This is a genomic window from Streptomyces sp. 142MFCol3.1 (assembly GCF_000424945.1).
Classification (GTDB): domain Bacteria; phylum Actinomycetota; class Actinomycetes; order Streptomycetales; family Streptomycetaceae; genus Streptomyces; species Streptomyces siamensis.
In genome coordinates, this window is the sequence record NZ_AUKV01000042.1 from 51,176 (window position 1) to 73,688 (window position 22,513).

Here is a 22,513-nt window from a genome sequence, read left to right on the forward strand (position 1 = left end):
AGCGGGGCTCCTCGCCCCTCCCCGGTGACGGAGGCCACGTGGCGTCGAGGGGCTCCGGGTGAGCGGTGGCGAGGGGCCGGGTATCGCGTCCTCGGCACCCGTCCGCCCGTCGGGAGGGGGTGTTCGAACACGCCACGGCGTAAGACGGGAGCCGGCCGCCCACGTATCCGAAGAAACCCCCTCCGAACTGCTTCTTCGCAGTTCCAAGGAGGTTTCCCGCAGGGTGGCCAGCTACGCCCGGTGGGCCGGCGCCGGGTGCGGTTTGTGAACCGTTGGGCCTACTGCGCGCCCCGTCCGGGTGACCGGGCGGACAGCCTCATTCCTTCCCGCACACGACGCTGTGAGACTCCGGCTCGGATCGCAGCGCCGTGATCATGTGGCCATCACACCCAAGCCCCTCCATCGGATGCGGCGCCGCGTCAGCCATCCACGATTGTCTGAGAGGACCACAGGAATGACGAAGATCGCTCGCACGGCGAAGGCTCTTGCGGCAGTAACCGGCGCCCTGCTGGCCGGAGTGCTCGCAGGGCCTACGGCGACCGCGGCCCCCCACACCGCGCCGTTTGCCGCCTCGCACCCCCCCGTCAACGGCGCAGGCGGCTGCCGGACCGAGCGGGATGTCAGCTCCGCCGTCGTCGACTACTCGGGCAGTGACCTGTTCGAGACGGAGTTCCGCGCGGCGACCAACCGTGCCGGACACGCGTTCCTCAACGACAGCCGCAACCCTGGCGGCTGGGTCGACCTCTCCGTCGTCCCCGGCGCCCCGCGCTGCGTCACCGAAACCTCCCTGGCCGTCACCGAGGAGGACCCCGGCCACCTCTTCATCACGCTCCTCGACGACAACGGCTACGTCCACCGCGCCGCGTGCGTCACCCAAGAGGGCAACCCCATCACCGCGGCGAACATCGCGACGCTGTGCGCTCCCGGATTCGACCCCGTACCCGGAACCCCGCTGCACTGAGCCCCACCCACAGACCGCAGCGCTCCATCGGCGGGGTGAGGCATCCGAGAGCCCTCACTCCGCCGCTTCGCCAGATCGCGCCACCGCGACCCAAACTGCCATCGGCACGAACTGCACCACGTGTGAGGCAGCTGGAATTCCAGAGCGCGCCATCCGGCATTTGCTCGACGGCCTGCTGCGACTGCCCGGTGCCGGGCAGTCGCAGCAGGCTCAGCCATTCGGCGAACCACTGGTAAGGCCGGTGACCGGCCCACCACAAGAGCCCGGGACGGCGTCGTATGCACCCGGGCTCTCACGCGTCTCGCCGGCTGTCGGCGACGGCTGAGGAGAGGTGCGGCGGCAGACTCAGCTGGTCGCAGAGCGCGCCGGCCACAGTGTGGCGGTCCTCTTGCGGGTGTACGCCACGTTCCTGAAGGACGGAGACGAGGCCGCCGACGCTACGATCTCCGCCCGGCCGGGCCAGGACGGGTGACGTGCCACGAATCCCGTCCACGCCCCGTCCAGGCACCCCTGGACATCCGTTCGAACGCGAGACAGTGCGAGACGGCCAGCGGGTCATCGGGGAGACACGACAAGGGGCCCGTGACCTGCGAAATTCGCAGGTCACGGGCCCCTTGTTCCCGTGTGGCGGCGCCAGGATTCGAACCTGGGAAGGCTGAGCCGGCAGATTTACAGTCTGCTCCCTTTGGCCGCTCGGGCACACCGCCGGGTTTGATGCTGTGAGCTCCGCTTTTCGGCGGTGCTCCCTGGCAACGACGTAAACGATACCTGATGCCCGGGGATGCTTCGCCACCCAATTGATCGACGCTCGGAGGGAGGGGGGTGGCTAGGCTTATGCGGATGCGGCCGGGGACCGACGCCGGGCTCGACGGCCGCCCCTACGCACCCCGATACAAGGAGCCACAGGACATGGCCGACTCCAGTTTCGACATCGTCTCGAAGGTCGAGCGGCAGGAGGTCGACAACGCCCTCAACCAGGCCGCCAAGGAGATCTCGCAGCGCTACGACTTCAAGAACGTCGGCGCCTCCATCTCGTGGTCCGGCGAGAAGATCCTGATGGAGGCGAACTCCGAGGAGCGGGTGAAGGCCATCCTCGATGTGTTCGAGACCAAGCTGATCAAGCGGGGCATCTCGCTGAAGGCGCTGGACGCCGGTGAGCCGCAGCTCTCCGGCAAGGAGTACAAGATCTTCGCCTCCATCGAGGAGGGCATCTCCCAGGAGAACGCCAAGAAGGTGGCGAAGATCATTCGCGACGAGGGCCCCAAGGGCGTGAAGGCTCAGGTTCAGGGCGACGAGCTGCGTGTCAGCTCGAAGAGCCGTGACGACCTGCAGGCCGTTCAGGCCCTCCTCAAGGGCAAGGACTTCGACTTCGCGCTGCAGTTCGTGAACTACCGGTAGCAGTCGCCGACCGGCAGCGGTCGCTTGCGTCAACCGGTCCCACCGGCCGGTCCGTTGCGGCTACGGCTACGGCTACGGCTACGAGGAAGGGTGGGCACCAGGGGTGCCCACCCTTCTCGCCTGCTGGCCGCGGTCTCGGGTTGGGTACTCAGCGGCGCGCGTCGTCAGCGTCGCGAGTCGCCGAACAGGATGCGGTAGAGGACCAGCAGGACCAGCGAGCCGCCGATCGCCGCCGCCCAGGTCGCTCCGTCGTAGAAGTGCTTGGTGATGGGGTGGTCGAGCCAGCGGGCCGAGATCCAGCCGCCGATGAACGCGCCGGCGATGCCGATGACGGTCGTCCCGACGAAGCCGCCCGGGTCGCGACCCGGCAGCAGGAACTTGGCGATGGCGCCGGCCAGCAGCCCCAGAATGATCCATCCGATGATGCCCATGTCCTGAACCTGCCCTTCCGCGCTGTGTCCACGCTGTCCCGGACCTGTGATTCCGGGCGGACCGGGGTGTGCCGTCACTGTTCGTGTCCGGCGCGGGCCGCGCGTGTGTCGGTGCTGTCGTCCGGCGCCGTTCTTCGATGGCGCCTCGATGAACAAGACGTCAACGCGGCTCCGGTCGGTTGCGCTGATCAGTAAGGTGCGGCGCATGACTCAGTCCGATACCGAACTTCGGCGCACTCTGGGCGTCGGCGACGCCGTGGTCATCGGGCTGGGCTCCATGGTCGGCGCCGGGATCTTCGCCGCACTGGGCCCCGCGGCGCGTGCGGCCGGGACCGGGCTCCTGCTCGGACTCGCGGTCGCCGCCGTGGTGGCCTACTGCAACGCGATGTCCTCGGCACGCCTCGCCGCCCTGTACCCCGCCTCGGGCGGCACGTACGTCTACGGGCGCGAGCGGCTCGGTGACTTCTGGGGGTATCTGGCGGGCTGGTCGTTCGTCGTCGGCAAGACGGCCTCCTGTGCGGCAATGGCGCTCACCGTGGGGGCGTACGCCTGGCCGGAGCAGGCGCACGCGGTGGCGGTCGCGGCCGTGGTGGCGCTGACCGCGGTGAACTACGGCGGCGTTCAGAAGTCGGCCTGGCTGACGCGGGTGATCGTGGCGGTGGTGCTGGCGGTCCTCGCTTGTGTGGTGGTCGTCTGTCTGGGCTCAAACGCCTCGGACACCGGGCGGCTGGACGTCGGTGTCTCGACAGGAGCGGGCGGGGTACTCCAGGCGGCCGGGCTACTGTTCTTCGCGTTCGCCGGGTACGCGCGGATCGCGACCCTCGGCGAGGAGGTGCGGGATCCGGCGCGCACCATCCCGCGGGCGATTCCCCTGGCGCTGGGGATCGCGCTGGTGGTGTACGTGATGGTGGCGGTGGCCGTCCTTTCCGTGCTGGGGCCGGCCGGGCTCGGCCGTGCTTCGGCACCGCTCGCCGACGCGGTCCGCGCGGCCGGTGCGCCCGGGTTCGTGCCGGTGGTGCGGGTGGGGGCCGCCGTGGCGGCGATGGGGTCGCTGCTCGCCCTGATCCTGGGGGTGTCGCGGACGACGCTGGCGATGGCCCGCGACCGTCATCTGCCGAGTGCTCTGGCCGCCGTACATCCACGCTTCCAGGTGCCGCACCGGGCGGAACTGGCCGTGGGCGCGGTGGTGGCCGCGCTGGCCGCGACGGTGGACGTGCGGGGCGCGATCGGGTTCTCCTCCTTCGGTGTGCTGGTTTACTACGCGGTGGCCAATGCGTCCGCGTGGACGCTGAGTTCGGCCCCCTTGCAGCGGGTCGTGCCGGCGGTGGGTGCGATCGGGTGTGCGACGCTCGCGTTCGCCCTGCCCGCGGTGTCGGTGGTGGTGGGCGCGGCTGTGGTGGGGGCGGGCGCGGTGGCGTACGGCGTGCGGTGGTGGGTGACGTCGCGGTCGTCGTGACGGCGGCATGCGGTCGGCTTGGCAGCGGGCGGCGTCCCGGTGTCCTGACGGCGACCCGCGATCGGACGACAGCGCCGGGGGCTGGTCCCGCGGCTTTGTGCCTCGGTGGCGCGGGCTAGGAGGCCTGGGCCGTCGTGGTGCGTATACGGAAGTCGGGCCAAAGGTCCAGGTCCGCGCCGTCGTTGGCCTCCTCGTACCAGCCCGTGCCGTCGAGCCAGATGCGCAGCCAGGTCGTGAGGTCGGGTGCGTCGACGAACCAGGCCGCTTCGGCCGTGTCGCCATTCGGCTCGAAGAGCAGGACCGGGCCCCTGGGGTCGTGGCAGTCCACGCACGCGTACATGCCGCAGCCCCAGTGGGATATCGGCAGGATGCCCTCCGGCCAGGGCCAGTCGGGGTCCTTGCGGGCGCTCTTGCGGTTGGCGAGGTACTGCGGGACGACTGCCGGTTCGCCCGACGGAGGGCCGTCGAGCAGGGGCAACAGGCCGTAGGAAGGACCGAATCCGCCGTCTCCTATCCGCAGATAGAGCGCGGCGAGCAGAGGCGGCAGCGGGAAGCCCAGGGTGGCCTCGGCGCGGGCGACCGCGGCCCGGTCCACGGGAGCGGGGAGTGAAGGCCAGCCCCACGGCCGCGTGTTGCGGGCCTCGGAGGAGACCCGTGCCAGCAATTGCTCGATGTCGGTCATGGGTTCATGATGCAGCGCGCCACTGACAATCGGGCAGCCTGTGGAAAACCCTCAGACGGGTCTTGATCAACTACCGACGGCTGCGCGTCACCAACGTGGTGGCTGAGTACAGCTAGCGCGACGCGAACGGCTGGTCCGTGCGCACGATTTCGCGTCCCAGGGGGAGCAGCGAGACCGGGATGAGCTTGAAGTTGGCGATGCCGAACGGGATGCCGATGATCGTGATGCACAGCAGCACACCCGTGACGATGTGGGCCAGGGCGAGCCACCAGCCCGCCAGGACCAGCCACAGGACGTTGCCGATGCAGGAGGGGGCACCCGCGTCGCGGCGCTCCACCGTCGTATAGCCGAACGGCCACAGCGCGTAGATGCCGATGCGGAAGGCCGCTATGCCGAACGGGATGCCGATGATGGTGATGCACAGGATCACCCCCGCGGCGAGGTAGCCGAGGAACAGCCAGAAGCCGCTCAGGACGAGCCAAATGACGTTCAGAATTGTCTTCACTGCTGGCGACCTGCCATCTGCTCGAGACGGGCGATGCGCTCCGCCATCGGCGGGTGCGTGGAGAACATCTTCGACATTCCCTGGCCCGGACGGAAGGGGTTGGCGATCATCATGTGGCTGGCGGTCTCGATCCGCGGCTCCGGGGGCAGCGGCAACTGCTTGGTGCCCGCGTCGAGCTTGCGCAGCGCGCTCGCGAGGGCGAGGGGGTCACCGGTGATGTGGGCGCCGGAGGCGTCGGCCTCGTACTCCCTGGAGCGGCTGATGGCGAGCTGGATGAGGGACGCCGCGAGCGGACCGAGGATCATGATCAGCAGCAGGCCGAGGATGCCCGGGCCGTCGTCGTCGTTGGACCGGCCGATCGGGATGAGCCAGGCGAAGTTGACCAGGAACATGATCACGGACGCGAGGGCGCCGGCGACGGACGAGATCAGGATGTCGCGGTTGTAGACGTGGCTGAGTTCGTGGCCGATGACTCCGCGCAGCTCGCGCTCGTCCAGGATGCGCAGGATGCCTTCCGTGCAGCACACCGCGGCGTTGCGCGGGTTGCGGCCCGTCGCAAAGGCGTTCGGTGCCTCCGTCGGGGAGATGTACAGGCGCGGCATGGGCTGGCGGGCCTGGGTGGAGAGCTCGCGGACGATGCGGTACAGCGCCGGGGCCTCGAATTCGCTGACCGGGCGGGCGCGCATCGCGCGTAGAGCCAGTTTGTCGCTGTTCCAGTACGCGTACGCGTTCGTGCCGATGGCGACGAACAGCGCGACGACGAGGCCGGTCCGTCCGAAGAAACTGCCGATGACGATGATGAGTGCGGACAGTCCCCCGAGGAGTACGGCGGTCCTGAGCCCGTTGTGCCGGCGGTGCACGGTACGCCCTCCAAGTGGTGCGGCAGGGGAACCCTTTGCTTGCTGATGCTGCTTCCACTCTTCAGTGGACCCTCCCCTACTGGTCAACGCCAGACGGGGAGCACTAGTTCCCTTGTGCGCGCACCGGCGCGCGTGGGCCGTCCGGGTGACGGCGGACGGCGGCCACGCGTGCGCGCGTGCGGTGCGAGGTGCCCGTGCCTGTGGCCGTGCGGGTCAGAAGAGTCCGGTGGCGGAGAACCTGAGGACCAGCTGGGGTGCACCGGACAGCGCGATGCCGAGTACGGCCGTCAGGGCGAGCGCGGCCGTGAGCGGGGCCGGCACACGGTGCTTGACCGGCTCGCCTTCGGGTGCGCGGAAGAGCAGCGTCGTCCACTGGAGGTAGTAGAAGAGCGCGATCACGACGTTGACGGCCATGACCACGGCCAGCCAGCCGAGCCCGGCGTCGACGGCCGCCGAGAACACGGTGACCTTGGCGAAGAGGCCGATGACGCCCGGGGGCAGTCCTGCGAGGCAGAGCAGGAAGAAGCCCAGGAGCAGCGCCGACAGGGGGCTCTGCGCGTACAGGCCCCGGTAGTCGCTGATGCGGTTCAGGCGGCTTCTGCGGCCGACGACGGCGGCCACGGCGAAGGCGCCCAGGTTGACGGCGGCGTACATCAGGGCGTAGGCGACCGTGGAGCCGATGGCCTTCTCGGCGTCCTTGGAGTAGGCGGCGGCCGCGATCGGCACCAGGAGGTAGCCGGCCTGGCCGACCGAGGACCAGGCGAGCAGGCGTACCGCGCTGTACGCGCGCGTGGCCTGCTGTCGCAGGGCTCCGACGTTGCCCACCGTCATGGTGAGGGCGGCGAGTGCGGCCAGGGCCGGGCCCCAGACGTCCGCGTAGGACGGGAAGGCGACGACGGTGACGAGGATCAGCCCGGAGAAGCCGACCGCCTTGCCGACGACCGAGAGGTAGGCGGCGATCGGCAGGGGCGCTCCCACATAGGTGTCGGGCACCCAGAAGTGGAAGGGCACGGCCGCCGTCTTGAAGGCGAAGCCGACGAGGGTGAGGACGACGCCGGTCTGGGCGAGGGTGTCGAACTGTCCGTCGACTTTCTGGATCTTGTCCGCGATCCGGGTGAGGTAGAGGGTGCCGGTCGTCGCGTAGACGAAGCTGATGCCCATGAGGCTCACGGCGGTCGCGGTGACCGAGGACAGGAAGAACTTCAGGGCCGCTTCGGAGGACTTCCTGTCGCCGTACTTGATGCCGACGAGCGCGAAGGCGGGCAGCGAGGCGACCTCCAGGGCGACGATGAGGGTCGCGAGGTCGCGGGAGGCGGGCAGCAGGGCGGCACCGGCGGCCGAGGAGAGCAGCAGGAACCAGTACTCGCCCTCGGGGAGTTCCCGGTCGGCGTCCTTGATGGCCGTGACCGAAAGCAGGGCTGCCAGGAGTGCGCCGCCGAGGACGAGGAGCTGGATGACGAGGGTGAACCTGTCCGCCGTGTAGCTGCAGACATTGGCGTCGCCTGTCAGGCAGAAGGTGGCGCGGTCGCCGTCCAGGAGGGGCAGCAGCAGCAGCGCGGACGCGGCGAGGCCCGCCACCGACACCCAGCCGAGGACGGCTTTCCTGGCGTCGCCGATGAACAGGTCGGCGACGAGCACGACGAGTCCGACGACCGCGGCAAGGGTGGGCGGCGCGATGGCGAGCCAGTCGACGGACTGGACCAGGGAGCTCATCGGGTGCCTCCTGCGAGGAGCTGCTGGACGGCGGGGTCGGTGAGGCCGAGGAGGGCCCTGGGCCACAGGCCGGCGACGACGGTGAGGGCCACGAGCGGCGTCCAGGCGGCGAACTCGTAGCTCTGGACGTCGGCGAGCTTCGGGCTGCCCGGCCGCGGGGTGGCGCCCATGCACACGCGGCGTACGACGACCAGCATGTACGCGGCGGTGAGCAGGGTGCCGAACGCGGCGATCGCCATGAAGGTCAGATACGCGGGGCGGCTGAGGTCGTCGGCGGGATCGAACGCGCCGAACAGCGCCAGCATCTCGCCCCAGAACCCGGCGAGGCCCGGCAGTCCGAGCGAGGCGACGGCGGCGAAGGCGAGCAGTCCACCGAGGCGGGGCGCCTTGCCGTAGAGCGCGGCGCCGGTCTCCTCGGCGAGGGTGTCGAGGTCGGTGGTGCCCGTACGGTCCTTCAGCGCCCCGACGAGGAAGAAGAGGAGGCCGGTGATGAGGCCGTGCGCGATGTTGGCGAACAGCGCGCCGTTCACGCCGGTCGGCGTCATGGTCGCGATGCCGAGCAGGACGAAGCCCATGTGGCCGACGGACGAGTACGCGATGAGCCGCTTGAGGTCGCCCTTCGCCCCCTGTTTGGCGAGGGCCAGGCAGGCCAGCGATCCGTAGATGATCCCGACCACGGCGAAGGCCGCGAGGTACGGCGCGAAGGTGTGCATGCCGTCCGGCGCGATCGGCAGCAGGATCCGGACGAATCCGTACGTGCCCATCTTGAGCAGGACGCCGGCCAGCAGGACCGAGCCGACGGTCGGCGCGGCGGTGTGCGCGTCCGGCAGCCAGCTGTGCAGCGGCCACATCGGCGTCTTGACCGCGAGCCCGATCCCGATCGCCAGAACGGCGATGACCTGCACGGATGTGGTCAGCGACCGGCCGCTGTCAGTGGCGAGTGCCACCATGTCGAATGTGCCCGCCTTGATCCCGATCAGGAGCAGGCCCAGCAGCATGACGACCGAACCGAGCAGCGTGTAGAGGATGAACTTCCAGGCCGCGGCCTGGCGCTCCGCACCGCCCCACCGGGCGATGAGGAAGTACATCGGGATGAGCACCGTCTCGAAGGCGAGGAAGAACAGCAGCAGGTCGAGGACGGCGAAGGTCGCGAGGGTGCCGGACTCGAGGACCAGCAGCAGCGCGACGAAGGCCTTCGGGGTCGGGCCCGCGGGCATCTTGAAGTAGCTGTACAGCGCGCACAGGAAGGTCAGCAGCGCGGTCAGGACCAGAAGGGGGAGGGAAATGCCGTCGACACCGAGGTGGATGCGCACGTCGAGTGCGGGGATCCAGCTGATGTCCGTCGTGGCCTGCATCTTCGACGGCTGGTCGTGGTCGAAGCCGAGCGCGAGGACGATCGCCGCGATGAGCACGGCGCCGGTGACGGTCACCCCGTGCCGCAGGACGGCCTGGTCGGCCGACTTCCCCTTCAGCCCGGGCGGGGCGGGCAGAAGAGCCGCCGCGGCCCCGATGAGCGGGCCGACGACGATGAACGCGAGAAGGATCTGCATCACGGATTCACTGATATCGATCACGCCTGCTCACGCTCCCGTGGCGACGAGGAGGGCGGCGACCACCAGGACGACGGTGCCGGCGAGCAGCGCGCTCACATAGGTCTGCACATTGCCGGTCTGGGCGCGGCGTACGGCCGCGCCGAGCCAGCGGGGTAGGGCCGCCGCACCGCGTACGTAGGTGTCGACGACCTCGCGGTCGAGGAACCGGACGAGCGAGGCCCCGGCCTGGACCGGCCGGACGAAGAGCGCCGAGTACACGGCGTCGAGGTGGAAGCCGACGGCCGCGTGGCGATGCAGCGGGCCGAGCAGCAGCCGGCCCGGGTCCGCCGGGTCGGGCGCGTAGGCCACGTCACCGAACGCGGACGCGTGCAGGGCGATGGCCTCGGCCTCGACCGTCCCTGCGTCGGCGTCCGGGTGGGCCACGACGGCACCGAGGGGCACGCGCACCGCCATCGCGGTGGTGTGCCGCCAGGCTCCGTAGGTGACCAGTCCGCCGACGAGGGCGAGTCCTGTTCCGAGGACGGAGGTGGTGAGGACCGGTGTCAGAGCGCGGCCGTCGAACCAGTCGGGCAGGGTGCCGTACGCCAGACCGAAGACGAGTGACGGGACGGCGAGCACCCACAGCACGGCGGTCATGCTGAGTGGCTGCCTGCCGTGGTCGGGGGCCTCGGCGCCCTGGCCGCGGAAGGCCAGCAGCCACAGTCGGGTGGCGTACGCGGCGGTGAGCACGGCGGTGATCAGCCCGGAGACGAGGACGATCCAGCCCGCGGCACCGGGGGCGTGCTCGGTGTGGCCGGTGGCGACGTTCTCGGCGGCACCGAGGACGGCCTCCTTGGAAAAGAAGCCGCTGAACGGCGGGATCGCGGCGAGCGCGAGCAGCGCCACGGTCATCGTCCAGTAGGCGTCCGGGACCCGGTCACGCAGGCCCTTCATGCGCGACATGACGGCCAGCGAGTTGGTGCCGGAGGCGTGGATGATCACGCCGGCGGCGAGGAACAGCAGGGCCTTGAAGGCGCCGTGTGCCATGAGGTGGAAGACGGCGGCGTCACGGTCGCCGACGGCGAGGGCGCCGGTCATGTAGCCGAGCTGGCCGATCGTCGAGTAGGCGAGGACACGCTTGATGTCGTCCTGGGCGAGCGCGGCGAGCGCCGAACCGGCCATCGTGACGGCGGCCATGACGGCGAGGACGACCATCGCGGCCGAGGAGGCCTGGAAGACGGGAAGGAGCCGGGCGATGAAGTAGACACCGGCGGCGACCATCGTCGCGGCGTGGATGAGCGCGGAGACGGGCGTGGGGCCCGCCATCGCGTCGGGAAGCCAGGTGTGCAGCGGGAACTGCGCCGACTTGCCCGCCACACCTGCGAGGAGCAGCAGGGCGACCAGCGTCGGATGGTGCAGTCCGCCGCTCGCGACGGTGCCGAGGACGGTGGTGATGCGGAATGACCCGGCGTCGGTGGCGAGGGCGAACAGGCCGATGAGGAAGGGGACGTCGCCGAGCTTGGTGACCAGGAAGGCCTTGATGGAGGCGGCTCGGGCCTCGGGGGTCTCCCAGTAGTGGCCGACCAGGAAGTACGAGCAGATGCCCATGATCTCCCAGCCGACCAGCAGCACCATCAGGTCGCCGGAGTAGACGACGAGCAGCATCGCGGAGGTGAACAGGGAGACGAGAGCGGCGTAGGAGGGGTACCGCGGGTCGTCGCGCAGGTAGCCCGTCGAGTAGATCTGCACGCAGGAGGCGACGACGCCGACGAGTACGGCGACGAGTGCGGCGAAGCCGTCGATGTGCAGGGCGAGTTCGATGGGGACGGAGCCGGTGGGGGTGAGTTCGGTGTGCGAGTCGATGGCCGGACCGCCGCCTTGGCGGACGGCGACGAGGACGGCGAGGACGAGCGAGGTGAGGGACGGCAAGACCGCGAGGGGACGCACGAAGCCGGGGGCCGTGCGGCCGAGGAGCAGTCCCACCGCGGCGCCCAGGAACGGAAAGAGGGGGACGAGGACGGCGAGGGTGGTCGTGGTCACGCGGTGGCCTCAGCCTTCTCGTCTGCCATGACGGTGGCCTCGTCGGGGCCGTGCGGCTCGGCGCTGTCGCGGAGCTTGTCGATGTCCGAGGTGCCGCGGCCGCGGTACACGGCGAGGACGATCGCCAGACCGATGCCGATCTCGGCGGCCGCGATGGCGATGGTGAACAGGGTCAGGGCCTGGCCGGAGTGCAAGGTGTCCCGCGCGGCCCTGGAGAGCCAGACGTCGAAGGCGACGAGATTCAGGTTGACGGCGTTGAGCATCAGCTCGACGGACATCAGGACCAGGATCGCGTTGCGGCGCGCGAGGACTCCGTACAGGCCCGTGCAGAACAGGAGGGCGGAGAGCACGGCGGGATAGGCGAGGTGCATCAGCGGGTCCCTTCCTTGTCGCTCCGGCCGTTCGGGACGTTCCGTGTGCCGGGGACGGTGCGGGCGCTCGGGGTGGGCGCCGCGTCCGCCTTCGCCTTGCGGGACAGGACGATCGCGCCGACCAGGGCGGCGAGCAGGAGCACGGAGAGCGCTTCGAAGGGAAGGACCCAGCTCTGGAAGAGGCTCGCGCCGGTCACCTCGGTGGATCCGGCGGGGGCGCCGCCCAGGTCGACCCAAGTCGTGCGGAACGCGTCGACGACGACCCAGACCAGGGCTGCCGCCGCGGCGACGGCCACGGTCAGGGCGGCCCAGCGGTTGCCGGAATCGGCGTCCGGGGAGCGGCCGATGGGCGCCTTGGTGAGCATCAGTCCGAACAGGAGGAGGACGACGACGGAACCGACGTAGATGAGGACCTGCACCCAGGCGATGAACTCGGCGGTGAGCAGGAGGTACTCGACGGCGAGACCGCCGAGCGTCACCACGAGCCACAGCGCGGCGTGCACCAGCTGTCTGGTGGTGACGGTGACGAGTGCGGCGCCGAAGGTGACCAGGCCGACGAGGAGGAAGGCGACCTCGACGCCGGTCGGGGAGAGGAAGCCGTGGCTCTCGGCGGCTGCGGTGGTGGCCCGCGCCGTCGCGGCCGTGGCTGCTGCGAGGCTCACGACTCACCGTCCTGCTGCGCGGGGCGTTCGGGGGTGTCCGCCGCCGACGGCTCGGCCGGGGCGGGGGCCGCGGCCTCGGCCTGCGCGGCAGCCTCGGCCTGCGCGGCGGCCTCCTCGGCGGCAAGCTTGTCGGCGGCCTTGCGGGCGGCGGCGATCTCCTTCGGCTCCTCCGCGCTCGGGTCGAGGGCGGGCGGGGCCGGGACGGTCCACATCCACTCGCGGAGCTTGTCGCGCTCGTGGGTGAGTTCGTGGATGTCGGTCTCCGCGTACTCGAACTCCGGAGACCAGAACAGCGCGTCGAAAGGACAGACCTCGATGCAGATACCGCAGTACATGCACAGGGAGAAGTCGATGGCGAAGCGGTCGAGGACGTTGCGGCTGCGCTCGCGGCCGCCGGGAGCCGCGGGCGGGACCGTCTCCTTGTGGGAGTCGATGTAGATGCACCAGTCGGGGCACTCGCGGGCGCACAGCATGCAGACCGTGCAGTTCTCCTCGAAGAGGCCGATGACGCCGCGGGTGCGGGGCGGGAGTTCCGGCTGGGCGTCCGGGTACTGCGCGGTGACGGTCTTCTTCGTCATCGTGCGGAGGGTGACGGCCAGGCCCTTGGCGAGGCCGGAGCCGGGGATCGACAGGCGGGACATGGTTAGGAGATCACCACCTTGACGATGCCGGTGAGGGCGATCTGGGCGAGGGAGAGGGGCACGAGGAGGGTCCAGGAGAACTTCTGCAGCTGGTCCTCGCGCATGCGGGGGTAGGTGACGCGCAGCCAGATCACGACGAAGGCGAGCAGCGCGCTCTTCAGCAGGGTCCAGACCCAGCCGAGACCGTCCGCGCCCCAGGGGCCGTGCCAGCCGCCCAGGAACAGGACGGTGGTCAGCCCGCACAGGACGACGATCCCGGCGTACTCGGCGAGGAGGAACAGGGCGAAACGCAGACCCGTGTACTCGGTGTACGCGCCGAAGATGATCTCGGAGTCGGCGACGGGCATGTCGAAGGGCGGGCGCTGGAGTTCGGCGAGGCCGGCGACGAAGAACACGATCGCGCCGACGATCTGCCAGGGCAGCCACCACCACTCGAAGGCGTCCACGATGCCCGGCAGGGAGACGGTGCCGGCCGCCATCGCGACGGAGGCGGCGGCCAGCAGCATCGGGAGTTCGTAGGCGAGGAGCTGCGCGGCGGTGCGGAGGCCGCCGAGGAGGGAGAACTTGTTGGCCGAGGCCCAGCCCGCCATGAGCGAGCCGAGGACGCCGACGCCCATCACTGCGAGCACGAAGAAGATGCCCGCGTCGACGGCCTCGCCGACCGCGCCCTCGCCCGGGCCGATGGGGATGGCGAGCAGGACGAGGAGATACGGGAGGAGGGCGACGGCGGGAGCGAGTTGGAAGATGCGCCGGTCCGCTCCCGTCGGGACGACGTCCTCCTTCTGCGCGAACTTCACGCCGTCCGCGACCAGCTGGGCCCAGCCGTGGAAGCCGCCCGCGTACATCGGGCCGAGGCGGCCCTGCATGTGGGCCATCACCTTGTGCTCGGTCTGACCGACGATCAGGGGGAAGGTCAGGAACACGACGAAGACGACGAGGAGTCGCAGGGCGACGTCGAGAGCGTCGTTCACTGCGTACCTCCGGAGGGGTCGTCGGGGTTGGGGTCGGGGTCTGTGCCGGGGTCGGGGTCTGAGCCGGTGTCAGTGCCGGTACCGGGTGCCGTGTCCGGTGCGGACCGGGGTTCCGGGGTCACGTCGGGTTCTGGCGCCGCGTCGGCTTCCGGCGCCGCGTCGGGTTCCGGCGCCGCGTTCGGCTCGGGGGCGGCCCCGGGCGCCGGTTTCGCCTCGGGCCCGGGTGTCGGCGTGCGCCGGGGCGCCGCATCGGGCTCGGTGGCGTCGGCAGGGGCTGTCGGCGGTTCCGGCTCGGGGGCGTTCGCGGGACCCGGGGTCGGCTCGGGCTCCGGCTTCGGTTTCCGTTCCGGTTCCTCGTCGAAGGCGGGGCGGGCGTGGTGCCAGGGTGCGTCCGAGCTGCGCGACGCGGTGGGCCTCGCCGCCGCGGCGGGTGCCGCGGGTGAGGCGGCGGGCGGTGCCGGCGTCTCGCGGGTGGCCGCTTCGGAGGCCGGCGCTTCGGGGGTGGGCGGCGCGGCGGGAACCGGCGCCTCGGCGGAGGGCGCCGGCCCGGTGGCGTCCGGGGTTCCGGTGTCCCGGGTTCCGGTGGCGTCCTGGGTTCCGGTGTCCCGGGTTCCGGTGTCCCGGGTTCCGGTGGCGTCCTGGGTTCCGGTGGCGCGCTGCGAGGCGGAGCCCTGACTCGCGCTGCGGGCCCGACGCGGCCCGGCAGGTGCGCTGGGCCGCTCAGAGGCACCCGACTGGTCCGGAGCCAGGTGCCGATCCGGTGCGGACGCCTGGTCCGAGGCGGGTGCAGGGGCTTCGGCGCGCTGTGAAGCCGAGCCCTGGCTCGCGCTGCGGGCACGCCGAGGTGCAGCCGGCGTCTCCGCGGCAGCGGCGGCGACAGCGCCGGCACCAGCCGCACCGGTTCCCGCGGCTGTCTGGCTCGCCGAGCCCTCCCCCGCGGTACGGGCCCTGCGTACGGGGCGGTCGCCGGCGGCGCGGGCGGCACCCCGGGCCGGGCGGGCCGGGGCCGGCGGGAGCTGGCCCTTGAGGGGGCCCCACTCGTTGGGGTCGGGGACACCGGGCGGAAGCATCTGGCGGCGCTTCGGACCGCCGTGTTCCGATTCGCCGGGCTCCTTCGCGCCGGGCCAGGCCTTGGCGACGCGGGCGGCCAGGACGAAGTCCTTGCGCAGGGGGTGGCCCTCGAAGCCCTCGGGCAGGAGGAGCGGGTCGAGGCCGGGGTGGCCCTCGAAGGTCACGCCGAACATCTCGTGGGTCTCGCGCTCGTGCCAGGCGGCACCCGCGTACACGGAGACGGCGGAGGGGAGGGTGGCGGCTGCGTGCGGCACGGTCGTACGGACCAGCAGGCGGCGCACCGGGGACAGCGCCACGACGTGTGCCGAGACACGGAAGCCGGTGCCGGGCTCGTCGACGGCGCTCAGCCAGTCGAAGAAGGTGCAGCCCAGCGTGGTCCGGGCGGTCTCGAGGGCGGCGAGCCATGCGGTGGGGGGCACGTCGACCGTCAGGACGTCGTACGACTCGTCGGCCGTGGCCTCCGGGCCGAAGAGGTCCTCGGCGGGTGCGGTGAGCCAGCCGGTCACCTGTCGCCCTCCCTCGGGTTCGTGGCGGGCGGCTTCACCAGGCCGCTCTGGAGCGCGGCGGCGGACGGCCGGTCCGCCCCGGAGCCGTAGCGCTCGCCGAGCGATTCGCGGGCGATCTTCTCCTGGAGCTTGAGGATGCCCTGGAGGAGCGCCTCGGGACGCGGTGGGCAGCCGGGGACGTAGACGTCCACCGGGATGATCTGGTCGACGCCCTTGGTGACGGAGTACGAGTCCCAGTAGGGGCCGCCGCAGTTGGAGCAGGCGCCGAAGGAGATGACGTACTTGGGCTCGGGCATCTGCTCGTACAGGCGCTTCACGGCCGGCGCCATCTTGTCCGTGACCGTGCCGGACACGACCATCAGGTCGGCCTGGCGCGGACCCGGCGCGAAGGGGATCACGCCGAGGCGGATGAAGTCGTGGCGGGCCATGGAAGCGGCGATGAACTCGATCGCGCAGCAGGCGAGGCCGAAGTTGAAGACCCACAGCGAGTAGCGGCGGCCCCAGTTCAGGACGACCTTCATCGGCTCGGGCGCCAGGCGGGCCAGCGCACCGAGCCGCTTGGGCTCGGGAAGCAGCACGGGCTCGGGGGTCGAGGGGGTCACGTCCATGCCAGGACGCCCTTCTTGTATGCGTACAGCAGGCCGACGGCGAGGAAGCCGAGGAAGATGAACATCTCGACGAGCGTCGCGGCGCCGTAGCCGGGCGCGGCGAAGACCGTCGCCCAGGGGAAGAGGAAGATCGAGTCGACGGCGAAGATGACGTAGAGGAACGCGTAGACGTAGTAGCGGACCTGGGTGTGGGCCCAGCCCTCGCCGACGGGGTCGACACCGCACTCGTAGGTCAGGAGTTTTTCCGGGGTGGGGACCACGGGCCGCAGCAGGCGTCCCGCCCCGAAGGCGACGGCGACGAAGAGCACGCCCACGACGGCGAGCAGTCCGACCACCGAGTAGGACTGGAAGTAGTCCGCCGCGACGACGGCCCCGGTCGCCGTGACTACGGTCGGTTCCGGCACGTCAGCCCCTCGCTCCCTGGCCTTGTTGGGCCCCGTCGTGCGCCCGTCGCGCACTCCGTGATGCGCCTTGTTCGACGATCTGTACGGACGGGAGTCTAGGGCCTGCTAAAGAGACCGTAAGCAGCCCGTCACGCTCGGACCACCGCGGACGGGCAGTACCGGGCCAGGAGACGGCTCCGTCCGGTCCCGTCCCGGGGCGCGGACAGTCCATGGACTGGAGGCGGGCCGGTCTCTTGACGAGGAGACGAGGACAGAGACGGAGACGGTCCGGATGGGGACCGTGACGGGGCGGGGCCGGGGGTGCCGGGACCGGAGGCGGCACCGGGGAAGCCCGGACCGGAGGCCGGGCCGGGGAAGCAGAGAGCGGGACGTGAGGAGACAGGGGTACATCCCTGTGCGTACTCAGAGCTCGCGGGCCCCGGCGTGACGGGGGTGGGGTTTTCCCCCGTGCATCGGGGCGGCCCACCTCATGGCGCCGTGGCGCGCCGCCGGGCACGCTTGCGGATATGACCGAACGCATCACGCTCACCGGCCCGCCGGGAAGAACCTCCGGCGCTGTGCCGGGCAGCCCGCCGGGCACGGCGGACGACGGCCCGTCCGGCGGACGTCCCGACGGCGACAGCCTGCCTCCCGCACGCCTCGCCTACGACTCGCAGACGTGGCGGGAGATCGCGTACCTTCTGGTCAACCTGCCGGTCGCGCTCGTCGGTTTCGTCTACGTCGTGACGCTGATGTCCGCGGGTGCGGGGCTCGCCGTGACGGTCGTCGGGCTGCCGCTGCTCGCGGGCGGGCTGCGGGGTGCTCGTCAGCTGGGCAAGGCGGAGCGAGCGCGGGCCCGGACGATGCTCGGGCTGCGGATCGACGAGCCCAGCCCGCTGCCGGTGCGCCGGACCGGTTTCTTCGGCTGGCTGTGGTCGAGTCTGAAGGACCCGGTGGGCTGGCGGACGGTGCTGTACGCCTTCATCCGGCTGCCGTGGGGCATCGTCACCTTCACGGTGACGCTCACGGGGCTGTTCGTGCTGTGGCCGGTGCTGCCGTTCGTCGCGCGGGCGCTGACGAACGTGGACCGGGCCCTGGTCCGCGGGCTGCTGTCGCCTTCCGATGAGTTGGAGCGGCGGATCGCCGAACTGGAGTCCGACCGGGGGGTCGTGGTCGACGCCGCGGCGGCGGACCTGCGTCGCATCGAGCGTGATCTGCACGACGGGGCACAGGCGCGGCTGGTGAACCTGGCGATGGGGCTGGGCCTGGCCAAGGAGAAGCTGCTGGAGGACCCCGACGCGGCGGCGGCCATGGTCGACGAGGCGCACGGCGAGGTGAAGCTCGCGCTCCAGGAACTGCGCGACCTGGCCCGCGGCATCCACCCCGCGGTCCTCACCGACCGCGGCCTGGACGCGGCGCTGTCCGCGGTCGCCTCCCGCTGCACGGTGCCGGTGAAGGTGACGGCCGAGCTGGAGACACGGCCGGCGGCGGCGATCGAGGGCATCGCCTACTTCACGGTCTCCGAGCTGCTGCAGAACGTGAGCAAGCACAGCGGGGCGCGGTCCGCGTCCGTCGACGTGTGGCGGACGGACGACCGGCTGCTCATACAGGTGTGGGACGACGGCCGCGGCGGGGCCAGTCTCGACGGCGGTACGGGGATGGCGGGCCTCGCGGACCGGCTCGGCGCGGTCGACGGGCTGTTCGTCATCGAGTCGCCGGCCGGCGGCCCGACCGTCGTCACGGCGGAACTGCCGTGGCGGGACCGGCACGACGACGCCGTCCGCTGAGCCACCGCGCACCGCCGTCGAGAACGGCACCGCCACTGCCCGGCCATGCCACCTGGCCCGGGGCGATCCGCGCCCGGGCCATCGCGCGCCCAGAGGCTCCGTCCGCCCTGACGCCCGGCGTCGACGACCCCGCGGCGGGGGCGCCGCGCGCCGGTGACGGCGGCCCCGTGCGCGCCGACGCCCCGGAGAACGCGTACGGCGTGCTGCCGCGCACGGCTACGCGTACGGCAGCGCGCCGTGCACAGCCGGGGTAGGGAAAACCCCCGCCCCAAGACGCCGACGCGCTCCATGGTCCCGGGAGGCCGTGAGCAGCAGAGTCGAGACACCAGCCGACGAGCGGGTCGAGACGAGCAGAACGGACGGGGCGATGGCCACGGAGTCCACGGAGTACGGACAGGGATACGGGTACCGCGGCGCGCCCGGTTCCCGGGGGACGGATGCCGGTGAGCGGCGGCGTCGGCTCCCGACCGCGCTGCGGGCGCCGATCGAGGCCCGCAGCTGGCGGGAGCTCGGCTACGTGATGCTGAGCCTGCCGCTCGGGATCATCATGTTCACGTTCGCCGTCACGATGGTCTCGCTCGGTGCCGGCCTGCTGGTCACCTTCGTGGGGATCCCGGTGCTCGCCGCCGCTCTCGCCGGCTGCCGCGGCTTCGGCACACTGGAGCGCGCGCGGGCACGCGGGCTGCTCGGCGCCGAGGTGGCCGAGCCGGAGCCGCTGCGGATGAAGAAGCGGGGAGCGGGCGCGTGGATGGGCGCCATGCTCAAGAGCGGCACGTCGTGGCGTCACCTGCTGTACGCGGTGGTCCAGTTCCCGTGGTCGGTGTTCTCCTTCGTGGTGGCGGTCACCTTCTGGTCGTACGGCTGGCTGATGCTGACCTATCCGCTGTGGTTCTGGCTCTTCCCGATGTACGGGGGACAGGGCGGGCTCCAGCTGTACGGCGACGGGACGCACTCCGTCTACCTCGACAACCCGTTCGAGATAGCGGTCACCGCGATGGTGGGGCTGCTCTTCACGATGGCCACGCCGTGGATCGTGCGGGCCCTGACGACGGTGGACCGGCTGATGGTGCACGGGCTGCTCGGTCCGTCACGGCTGGCGACACGGGTGGTGGAGCTGGAGTCGGATCGCGGGGTGGTCGTGGACACGGCGGCGGCGGACCTGCGCCGCATCGAGCGCGATCTGCACGACGGGGCGCAGGCCCGGCTGGTCGCTCTCGCGATGGACCTGGGCCTGGCCAAGGAGAAGCTGACGGAGGACCCACAGGCCGCGGCGCGGATGGTGGACGAGGCGCACGGCGAGGTGAAGACCGCGCTGCAGGAGCTGCGTGACCTGGCCCGGGGCATCCACCCCGCGGTCCTCACCGACCGCGGCCTGGACGCGGCACTGTCCGCGGTCGCCTCCCGCTGCACCGTGCCGGTGCAGGTCGAGGTCGATCTGCCGGCGCGGCCCGCCCCCGCGATCGAGGGGATCGCCTACTTCACCGTCTCCGAATTGCTGCAGAACATCAGCAAGCACTCCCGGGCCACGCGCGCCACGGTGGACGTGTGGCGGGTGGAGAACCGGCTGATGCTGCAGGTCACCGACAACGGCATGGGCGGGGCCGACGTCTCCGCCGGATCGGGGCTCGCGGGGCTCGCGGAGCGGCTCGACGCCGTGGACGGGATCCTGGTGGTGGACTCTCCCGTGGCCGGGCCGACCCGCGTCACGGCGGAGCTGCCCTGGCGCGCCTGAGCGGTGGCGCCCCCGCGCAGCCGGCGGGGCCGTGTCCTTCCTGGGCCGGGCCGCCCGTCCGGTGGGTGGGGTACGCGCCCGTCCGGTGGGTGGGTCGGGTCCGTCCGGTGGGTGGGTCGGGTCCGTGCCGGTGATCCGCCCGTTGCAGCCGTCGTGCGGAGCGGTGCCGGTAGGTCCTCGGTGGGTGCGTGGCGCCGTCCGCAACGGGCATTTGATTCACCGGCACGGCCCCTTCCGTGAGACGCCGGGTGCGGGCGGTAGTGGGTCGCGGCCGCAGGCGAGGGGCGGGCCACGTGCCCAATGCCCACCGGCACGGCCCCTTCCGTGACACGCGGGGTGGCGACAGTTGGCGAGGGGCGGCCGGGTGCGCGGCGCCCACCGGCACGGCCCCTTTCATGCGTGGGTGGGGTCCCGTGGGTGGTGGGCGCTCGTCAGGCCTCACCTCTGGTCCGGGACGGGCCGGAAACCGGCGCTCCACCGGGGCGCCCAGTGATCGTTATCGGTCGCACGGCGGCCGAAAGCCGAAGTCATGCCTTCCTAATCCCGTTGCCCGGGCGCAGGCCGGTCCGAATGCTGGAATGCTGGGGTCTGTCGTACGAGCGGGGACGAACCCGGCACGGGCCGGGAGCGGATCCCGGACGGGCCGGGACACCCTCGGTCCGGTCCGGGGACGGGCTCTGGGGGGCCGAGAATCGTGGAGGACAGGGTGCGGGTGGTCATCGCCGAGGATTCAGTGCTGCTCAGGGAGGGCCTGACCCGGTTGTTGACGGACCGCGGGCATGACGTCGTGGCCGGCGTCGGCGACGGTGAGGCGCTGATCAAGACCGTCACCGAGTTCGCGGCGCAGGACGCGCTGCCGGACGTCGTCGTGGCCGATGTACGGATGCCGCCGACACACACCGACGAGGGGGTCAGGGCCGCGGTGCAGCTGCGCAAGGCGCATCCCGGCCTCGGTGTGCTCGTGCTGTCGCAGTACGTGGAGGAGCGGTACGCCACCGAACTGCTGGCCGGTTCCAGCCGCGGTGTCGGTTATCTGCTCAAGGACCGCGTGGCCGAGGTGCGGGAGTTCGTGGACGCGGTGGTGCGGGTGGCCCAGGGTGGTACCGCGCTCGATCCGGAGGTCGTGGCGCAGCTGCTCGGGCGCAGCCGCAAGCAGGACGTACTGGCCGGGCTCACCCCCCGGGAGCGGGAGGTCCTGGGGCTGATGGCCGAGGGGCGGACGAACTCGGCGATCGCACGGCAGCTGGTGGTCAGCGACGGAGCCGTCGAGAAGCACGTCAGCAACATCTTCCTGAAGCTGGGGCTGTCGCCGAGTGACGGGGATCACCGGCGTGTTCTCGCGGTGCTCACCTACCTGAACTCATGACGGGCTGACACTGTGTCAGTTATGGGGCGAGGCTCCGCGCGGCACGGGTCCCGCCGCACGGAAACTCCACAACAAGCCCAGAACCGACGGACGAGCCGGGAGCGTCGTCCAGGAAAGAACCCGGGGGCGGGTAAATCATGACAAGTCAGGGTGCCGGACCGTCTCAGATTCATGTCCATCATGTGAATGGCCACGGGAAGGCGACCCTTACCGACGTAGGGTTGAAAAGGGGAAGGTCTGCGGGAAGGCCGCTCCCCGACAGCCGCCTCGAAGGAGGTCCAGTTCAGTGACGAGCCAGGTCAGTAGCCCAGCGGAGCATGCCGATGGAGCCGTCGTAGGGGAACAGCGCAAACCGGCCGGGACGAAGGACGTCCGCCGGCTGGACCGGGTCATCATCCGGTTCGCGGGGGACTCCGGTGACGGTATGCAGCTCACCGGCGACCGCTTCACCTCCGAGACCGCTTCCTTCGGCAACGACCTCTCGACCCTGCCGAACTTCCCCGCCGAGATCCGCGCGCCCGCAGGCACCCTGCCGGGCGTTTCGTCGTTCCAGCTGCATTTCGCGGACCACGACATCCTCACGCCCGGTGACGCGCCGAACGTGCTGGTCGCGATGAACCCGGCCGCCCTGAAGGCGAACATCGGGGACGTGCCGCGCGGCGCGGAGATCATCGTCAACACGGACGAGTTCACCAAGCGGGCGATGACGAAGGTCGGCTACGCGAACAGTCCGCTGGAGGACGGCTCCCTGGACGGCTTCAACGTCCACCCGGTGCCGCTGACCACGCTCACGGTCGAGGCGCTCAGGGAGTTCGAGCTCTCGCGCAAGGAGGCCGA

At 71.1% G+C, this 22,513-nt stretch carries 21 protein-coding genes and 1 tRNA gene; 7 read left to right on the plus strand and 15 right to left on the minus strand.

Annotated features, from left to right (window positions below; translation table 11 throughout):
- Nucleotides 1-454 precede the first annotated feature (454 nt).
- Nucleotides 455-961: a hypothetical protein gene (locus H305_RS0138430; RefSeq protein WP_028805131.1), complete on the plus strand. Its 507-nt coding sequence runs from the start codon at nucleotides 455-457 to the stop codon at nucleotides 959-961.
- 625 nt (nucleotides 962-1,586) lie between these two features.
- Here the strand turns inward: H305_RS0138430 and H305_RS0138440 are convergent.
- Nucleotides 1,587-1,668, minus strand: a tRNA-Tyr gene (locus tag H305_RS0138440).
- A gap of 202 nt (nucleotides 1,669-1,870) precedes the next feature.
- On the opposite strand from H305_RS0138440, the gene H305_RS0138445 reads away from it, so the two are divergent.
- The gene (locus H305_RS0138445) at nucleotides 1,871-2,359 is read left to right on the plus strand and encodes a YajQ family cyclic di-GMP-binding protein (RefSeq protein WP_028805132.1); all 489 of its coding nucleotides are present in this window, start codon (nucleotides 1,871-1,873) and stop codon (nucleotides 2,357-2,359) included.
- 164 nt (nucleotides 2,360-2,523) lie between these two features.
- Here the strand turns inward: H305_RS0138445 and H305_RS0138450 are convergent, their stop codons facing one another.
- Nucleotides 2,524-2,790 (minus strand): GlsB/YeaQ/YmgE family stress response membrane protein, encoded by a 267-nt coding sequence (locus tag H305_RS0138450; protein WP_028805133.1) that lies wholly within the window; start codon nucleotides 2,788-2,790, stop codon nucleotides 2,524-2,526.
- Between the two features lie 205 nt (nucleotides 2,791-2,995).
- Between H305_RS0138450 and H305_RS0138455 the strand changes: the two genes are divergently transcribed.
- Nucleotides 2,996-4,246, plus strand: coding sequence for an APC family permease (locus H305_RS0138455; protein WP_028805134.1), 1,251 nt, complete (start codon nucleotides 2,996-2,998; stop codon nucleotides 4,244-4,246).
- A gap of 115 nt (nucleotides 4,247-4,361) precedes the next feature.
- Here the strand turns inward: H305_RS0138455 and H305_RS0138460 are convergent, their stop codons facing one another.
- The 13 genes from H305_RS0138460 to H305_RS0138520 all read right to left on the minus strand — a co-directional run bounded on the left by H305_RS0138460 (nucleotide 4,362) and on the right by H305_RS0138520 (nucleotide 16,812).
- Nucleotides 4,362-4,928: an SMI1/KNR4 family protein gene (locus tag H305_RS0138460; protein ID WP_028805135.1), complete on the minus strand. Its 567-nt coding sequence runs from the start codon at nucleotides 4,926-4,928 to the stop codon at nucleotides 4,362-4,364.
- A 112-nt stretch (nucleotides 4,929-5,040) separates the two neighbouring features.
- On the minus strand, nucleotides 5,041-5,433 hold the full coding sequence (locus tag H305_RS0138465; RefSeq protein WP_028805136.1) for a YccF domain-containing protein: 393 nt from the start codon (nucleotides 5,431-5,433) through the stop codon (nucleotides 5,041-5,043).
- Nucleotides 5,430-6,293, minus strand: coding sequence for a zinc metalloprotease HtpX (gene htpX, locus H305_RS0138470; protein WP_028805137.1), 864 nt, complete (start codon nucleotides 6,291-6,293; stop codon nucleotides 5,430-5,432). Before htpX ends, H305_RS0138465 begins: the two co-directional genes overlap by 4 nt.
- Nucleotides 6,294-6,506: 213 nt before the next feature.
- Entirely contained in the window at nucleotides 6,507-8,006 is a 1,500-nt protein-coding gene (locus H305_RS0138475) for an NADH-quinone oxidoreductase subunit N (RefSeq protein WP_028805138.1), read from the minus strand.
- Nucleotides 8,003-9,580 carry an NADH-quinone oxidoreductase subunit M gene (locus tag H305_RS0138480; RefSeq protein WP_028805139.1) on the minus strand — a complete coding sequence of 526 codons (1,578 nt, stop codon included), beginning with the start codon at nucleotides 9,578-9,580 and terminating at the stop codon, nucleotides 8,003-8,005. The genes H305_RS0138475 and H305_RS0138480 overlap by 4 nt, the downstream gene beginning before the upstream one ends.
- 6 nt (nucleotides 9,581-9,586) lie before the next feature.
- A complete protein-coding gene (locus H305_RS0138485) occupies nucleotides 9,587-11,578 on the minus strand; it encodes an NADH-quinone oxidoreductase subunit L (RefSeq protein WP_028805140.1) in 1,992 nt (663 codons plus the stop codon).
- On the minus strand, nucleotides 11,575-11,949 hold the full coding sequence (nuoK, locus tag H305_RS0138490; protein WP_028805141.1) for an NADH-quinone oxidoreductase subunit NuoK: 375 nt from the start codon (nucleotides 11,947-11,949) through the stop codon (nucleotides 11,575-11,577). Before nuoK ends, H305_RS0138485 begins: the two co-directional genes overlap by 4 nt.
- A complete protein-coding gene (locus tag H305_RS0138495; protein WP_028805142.1) occupies nucleotides 11,949-12,611 on the minus strand; it encodes an NADH-quinone oxidoreductase subunit J in 663 nt (220 codons plus the stop codon). The genes nuoK and H305_RS0138495 overlap by 1 nt, the downstream gene beginning before the upstream one ends.
- Entirely contained in the window at nucleotides 12,608-13,252 is a 645-nt protein-coding gene (locus H305_RS0138500) for a NuoI/complex I 23 kDa subunit family protein (RefSeq protein ID WP_037766705.1), read from the minus strand. The genes H305_RS0138495 and H305_RS0138500 overlap by 4 nt, the downstream gene beginning before the upstream one ends.
- Nucleotides 13,253-13,254: 2 nt before the next feature.
- Nucleotides 13,255-14,223, minus strand: a complete 969-nt coding sequence (locus H305_RS0138505) for a complex I subunit 1/NuoH family protein (protein WP_028805144.1) — start codon at nucleotides 14,221-14,223, stop codon at nucleotides 13,255-13,257.
- Nucleotides 14,220-15,800, minus strand: a complete 1,581-nt coding sequence (locus H305_RS0138510; RefSeq protein WP_028805145.1) for an NADH-quinone oxidoreductase subunit C — start codon at nucleotides 15,798-15,800, stop codon at nucleotides 14,220-14,222. The genes H305_RS0138505 and H305_RS0138510 overlap by 4 nt, the downstream gene beginning before the upstream one ends.
- Nucleotides 15,797-16,408 (minus strand): NADH-quinone oxidoreductase subunit B, encoded by a 612-nt coding sequence (locus H305_RS0138515; protein WP_028805146.1) that lies wholly within the window; start codon nucleotides 16,406-16,408, stop codon nucleotides 15,797-15,799. Before H305_RS0138515 ends, H305_RS0138510 begins: the two co-directional genes overlap by 4 nt.
- Nucleotides 16,399-16,812, minus strand: a complete 414-nt coding sequence (locus tag H305_RS0138520; RefSeq protein WP_028805147.1) for an NADH-quinone oxidoreductase subunit A — start codon at nucleotides 16,810-16,812, stop codon at nucleotides 16,399-16,401. The genes H305_RS0138515 and H305_RS0138520 overlap by 10 nt, the downstream gene beginning before the upstream one ends.
- Before the next feature lie 506 nt (nucleotides 16,813-17,318).
- Here H305_RS0138520 and H305_RS0138525 point away from each other — a divergent pair.
- The 4 genes from H305_RS0138525 to H305_RS0138540 form a co-directional block, all read left to right on the plus strand.
- Nucleotides 17,319-18,578, plus strand: coding sequence for a sensor histidine kinase (locus tag H305_RS0138525; protein ID WP_028805148.1), 1,260 nt, complete (start codon nucleotides 17,319-17,321; stop codon nucleotides 18,576-18,578).
- Between the two features lie 367 nt (nucleotides 18,579-18,945).
- Entirely contained in the window at nucleotides 18,946-20,310 is a 1,365-nt protein-coding gene (locus H305_RS0138530) for a sensor histidine kinase (protein WP_028805149.1), read from the plus strand.
- A 706-nt stretch (nucleotides 20,311-21,016) separates the two neighbouring features.
- Nucleotides 21,017-21,676, plus strand: coding sequence for a response regulator transcription factor (locus tag H305_RS0138535; RefSeq protein WP_324608135.1), 660 nt, complete (start codon nucleotides 21,017-21,019; stop codon nucleotides 21,674-21,676).
- A gap of 286 nt (nucleotides 21,677-21,962) precedes the next feature.
- The coding region (locus H305_RS0138540; RefSeq protein WP_028805151.1) for a 2-oxoacid:acceptor oxidoreductase family protein at nucleotides 21,963-22,513 on the plus strand (551 nt) is incomplete at its 3' end.

Coding starts and splice junctions, on each gene's coding strand:
- H305_RS0138450 (WP_028805133.1), bottom strand. CDS start 2,790: ATGGGCATCATCGGATGGATCATTCTGGGGCTGCTGGCCGGCGCCATC.
- H305_RS0138530 (WP_028805149.1), top strand. CDS start 18,946: ATGGCCACGGAGTCCACGGAGTACGGACAGGGATACGGGTACCGCGGC.
- nuoK (WP_028805141.1), bottom strand. CDS start 11,949: ATGCACCTCGCCTATCCCGCCGTGCTCTCCGCCCTCCTGTTCTGCACG.
- H305_RS0138445 (WP_028805132.1), top strand. CDS start 1,871: ATGGCCGACTCCAGTTTCGACATCGTCTCGAAGGTCGAGCGGCAGGAG.
- H305_RS0138515 (WP_028805146.1), bottom strand. CDS start 16,408: ATGGACGTGACCCCCTCGACCCCCGAGCCCGTGCTGCTTCCCGAGCCC.
- H305_RS0138500 (WP_037766705.1), bottom strand. CDS start 13,252: ATGTCCCGCCTGTCGATCCCCGGCTCCGGCCTCGCCAAGGGCCTGGCC.
- H305_RS0138525 (WP_028805148.1), top strand. CDS start 17,319: ATGACCGAACGCATCACGCTCACCGGCCCGCCGGGAAGAACCTCCGGC.
- H305_RS0138460 (WP_028805135.1), bottom strand. CDS start 4,928: ATGACCGACATCGAGCAATTGCTGGCACGGGTCTCCTCCGAGGCCCGC.
- H305_RS0138455 (WP_028805134.1), top strand. CDS start 2,996: ATGACTCAGTCCGATACCGAACTTCGGCGCACTCTGGGCGTCGGCGAC.
- H305_RS0138475 (WP_028805138.1), bottom strand. CDS start 8,006: ATGAGCTCCCTGGTCCAGTCCGTCGACTGGCTCGCCATCGCGCCGCCC.
- H305_RS0138430 (WP_028805131.1), top strand. CDS start 455: ATGACGAAGATCGCTCGCACGGCGAAGGCTCTTGCGGCAGTAACCGGC.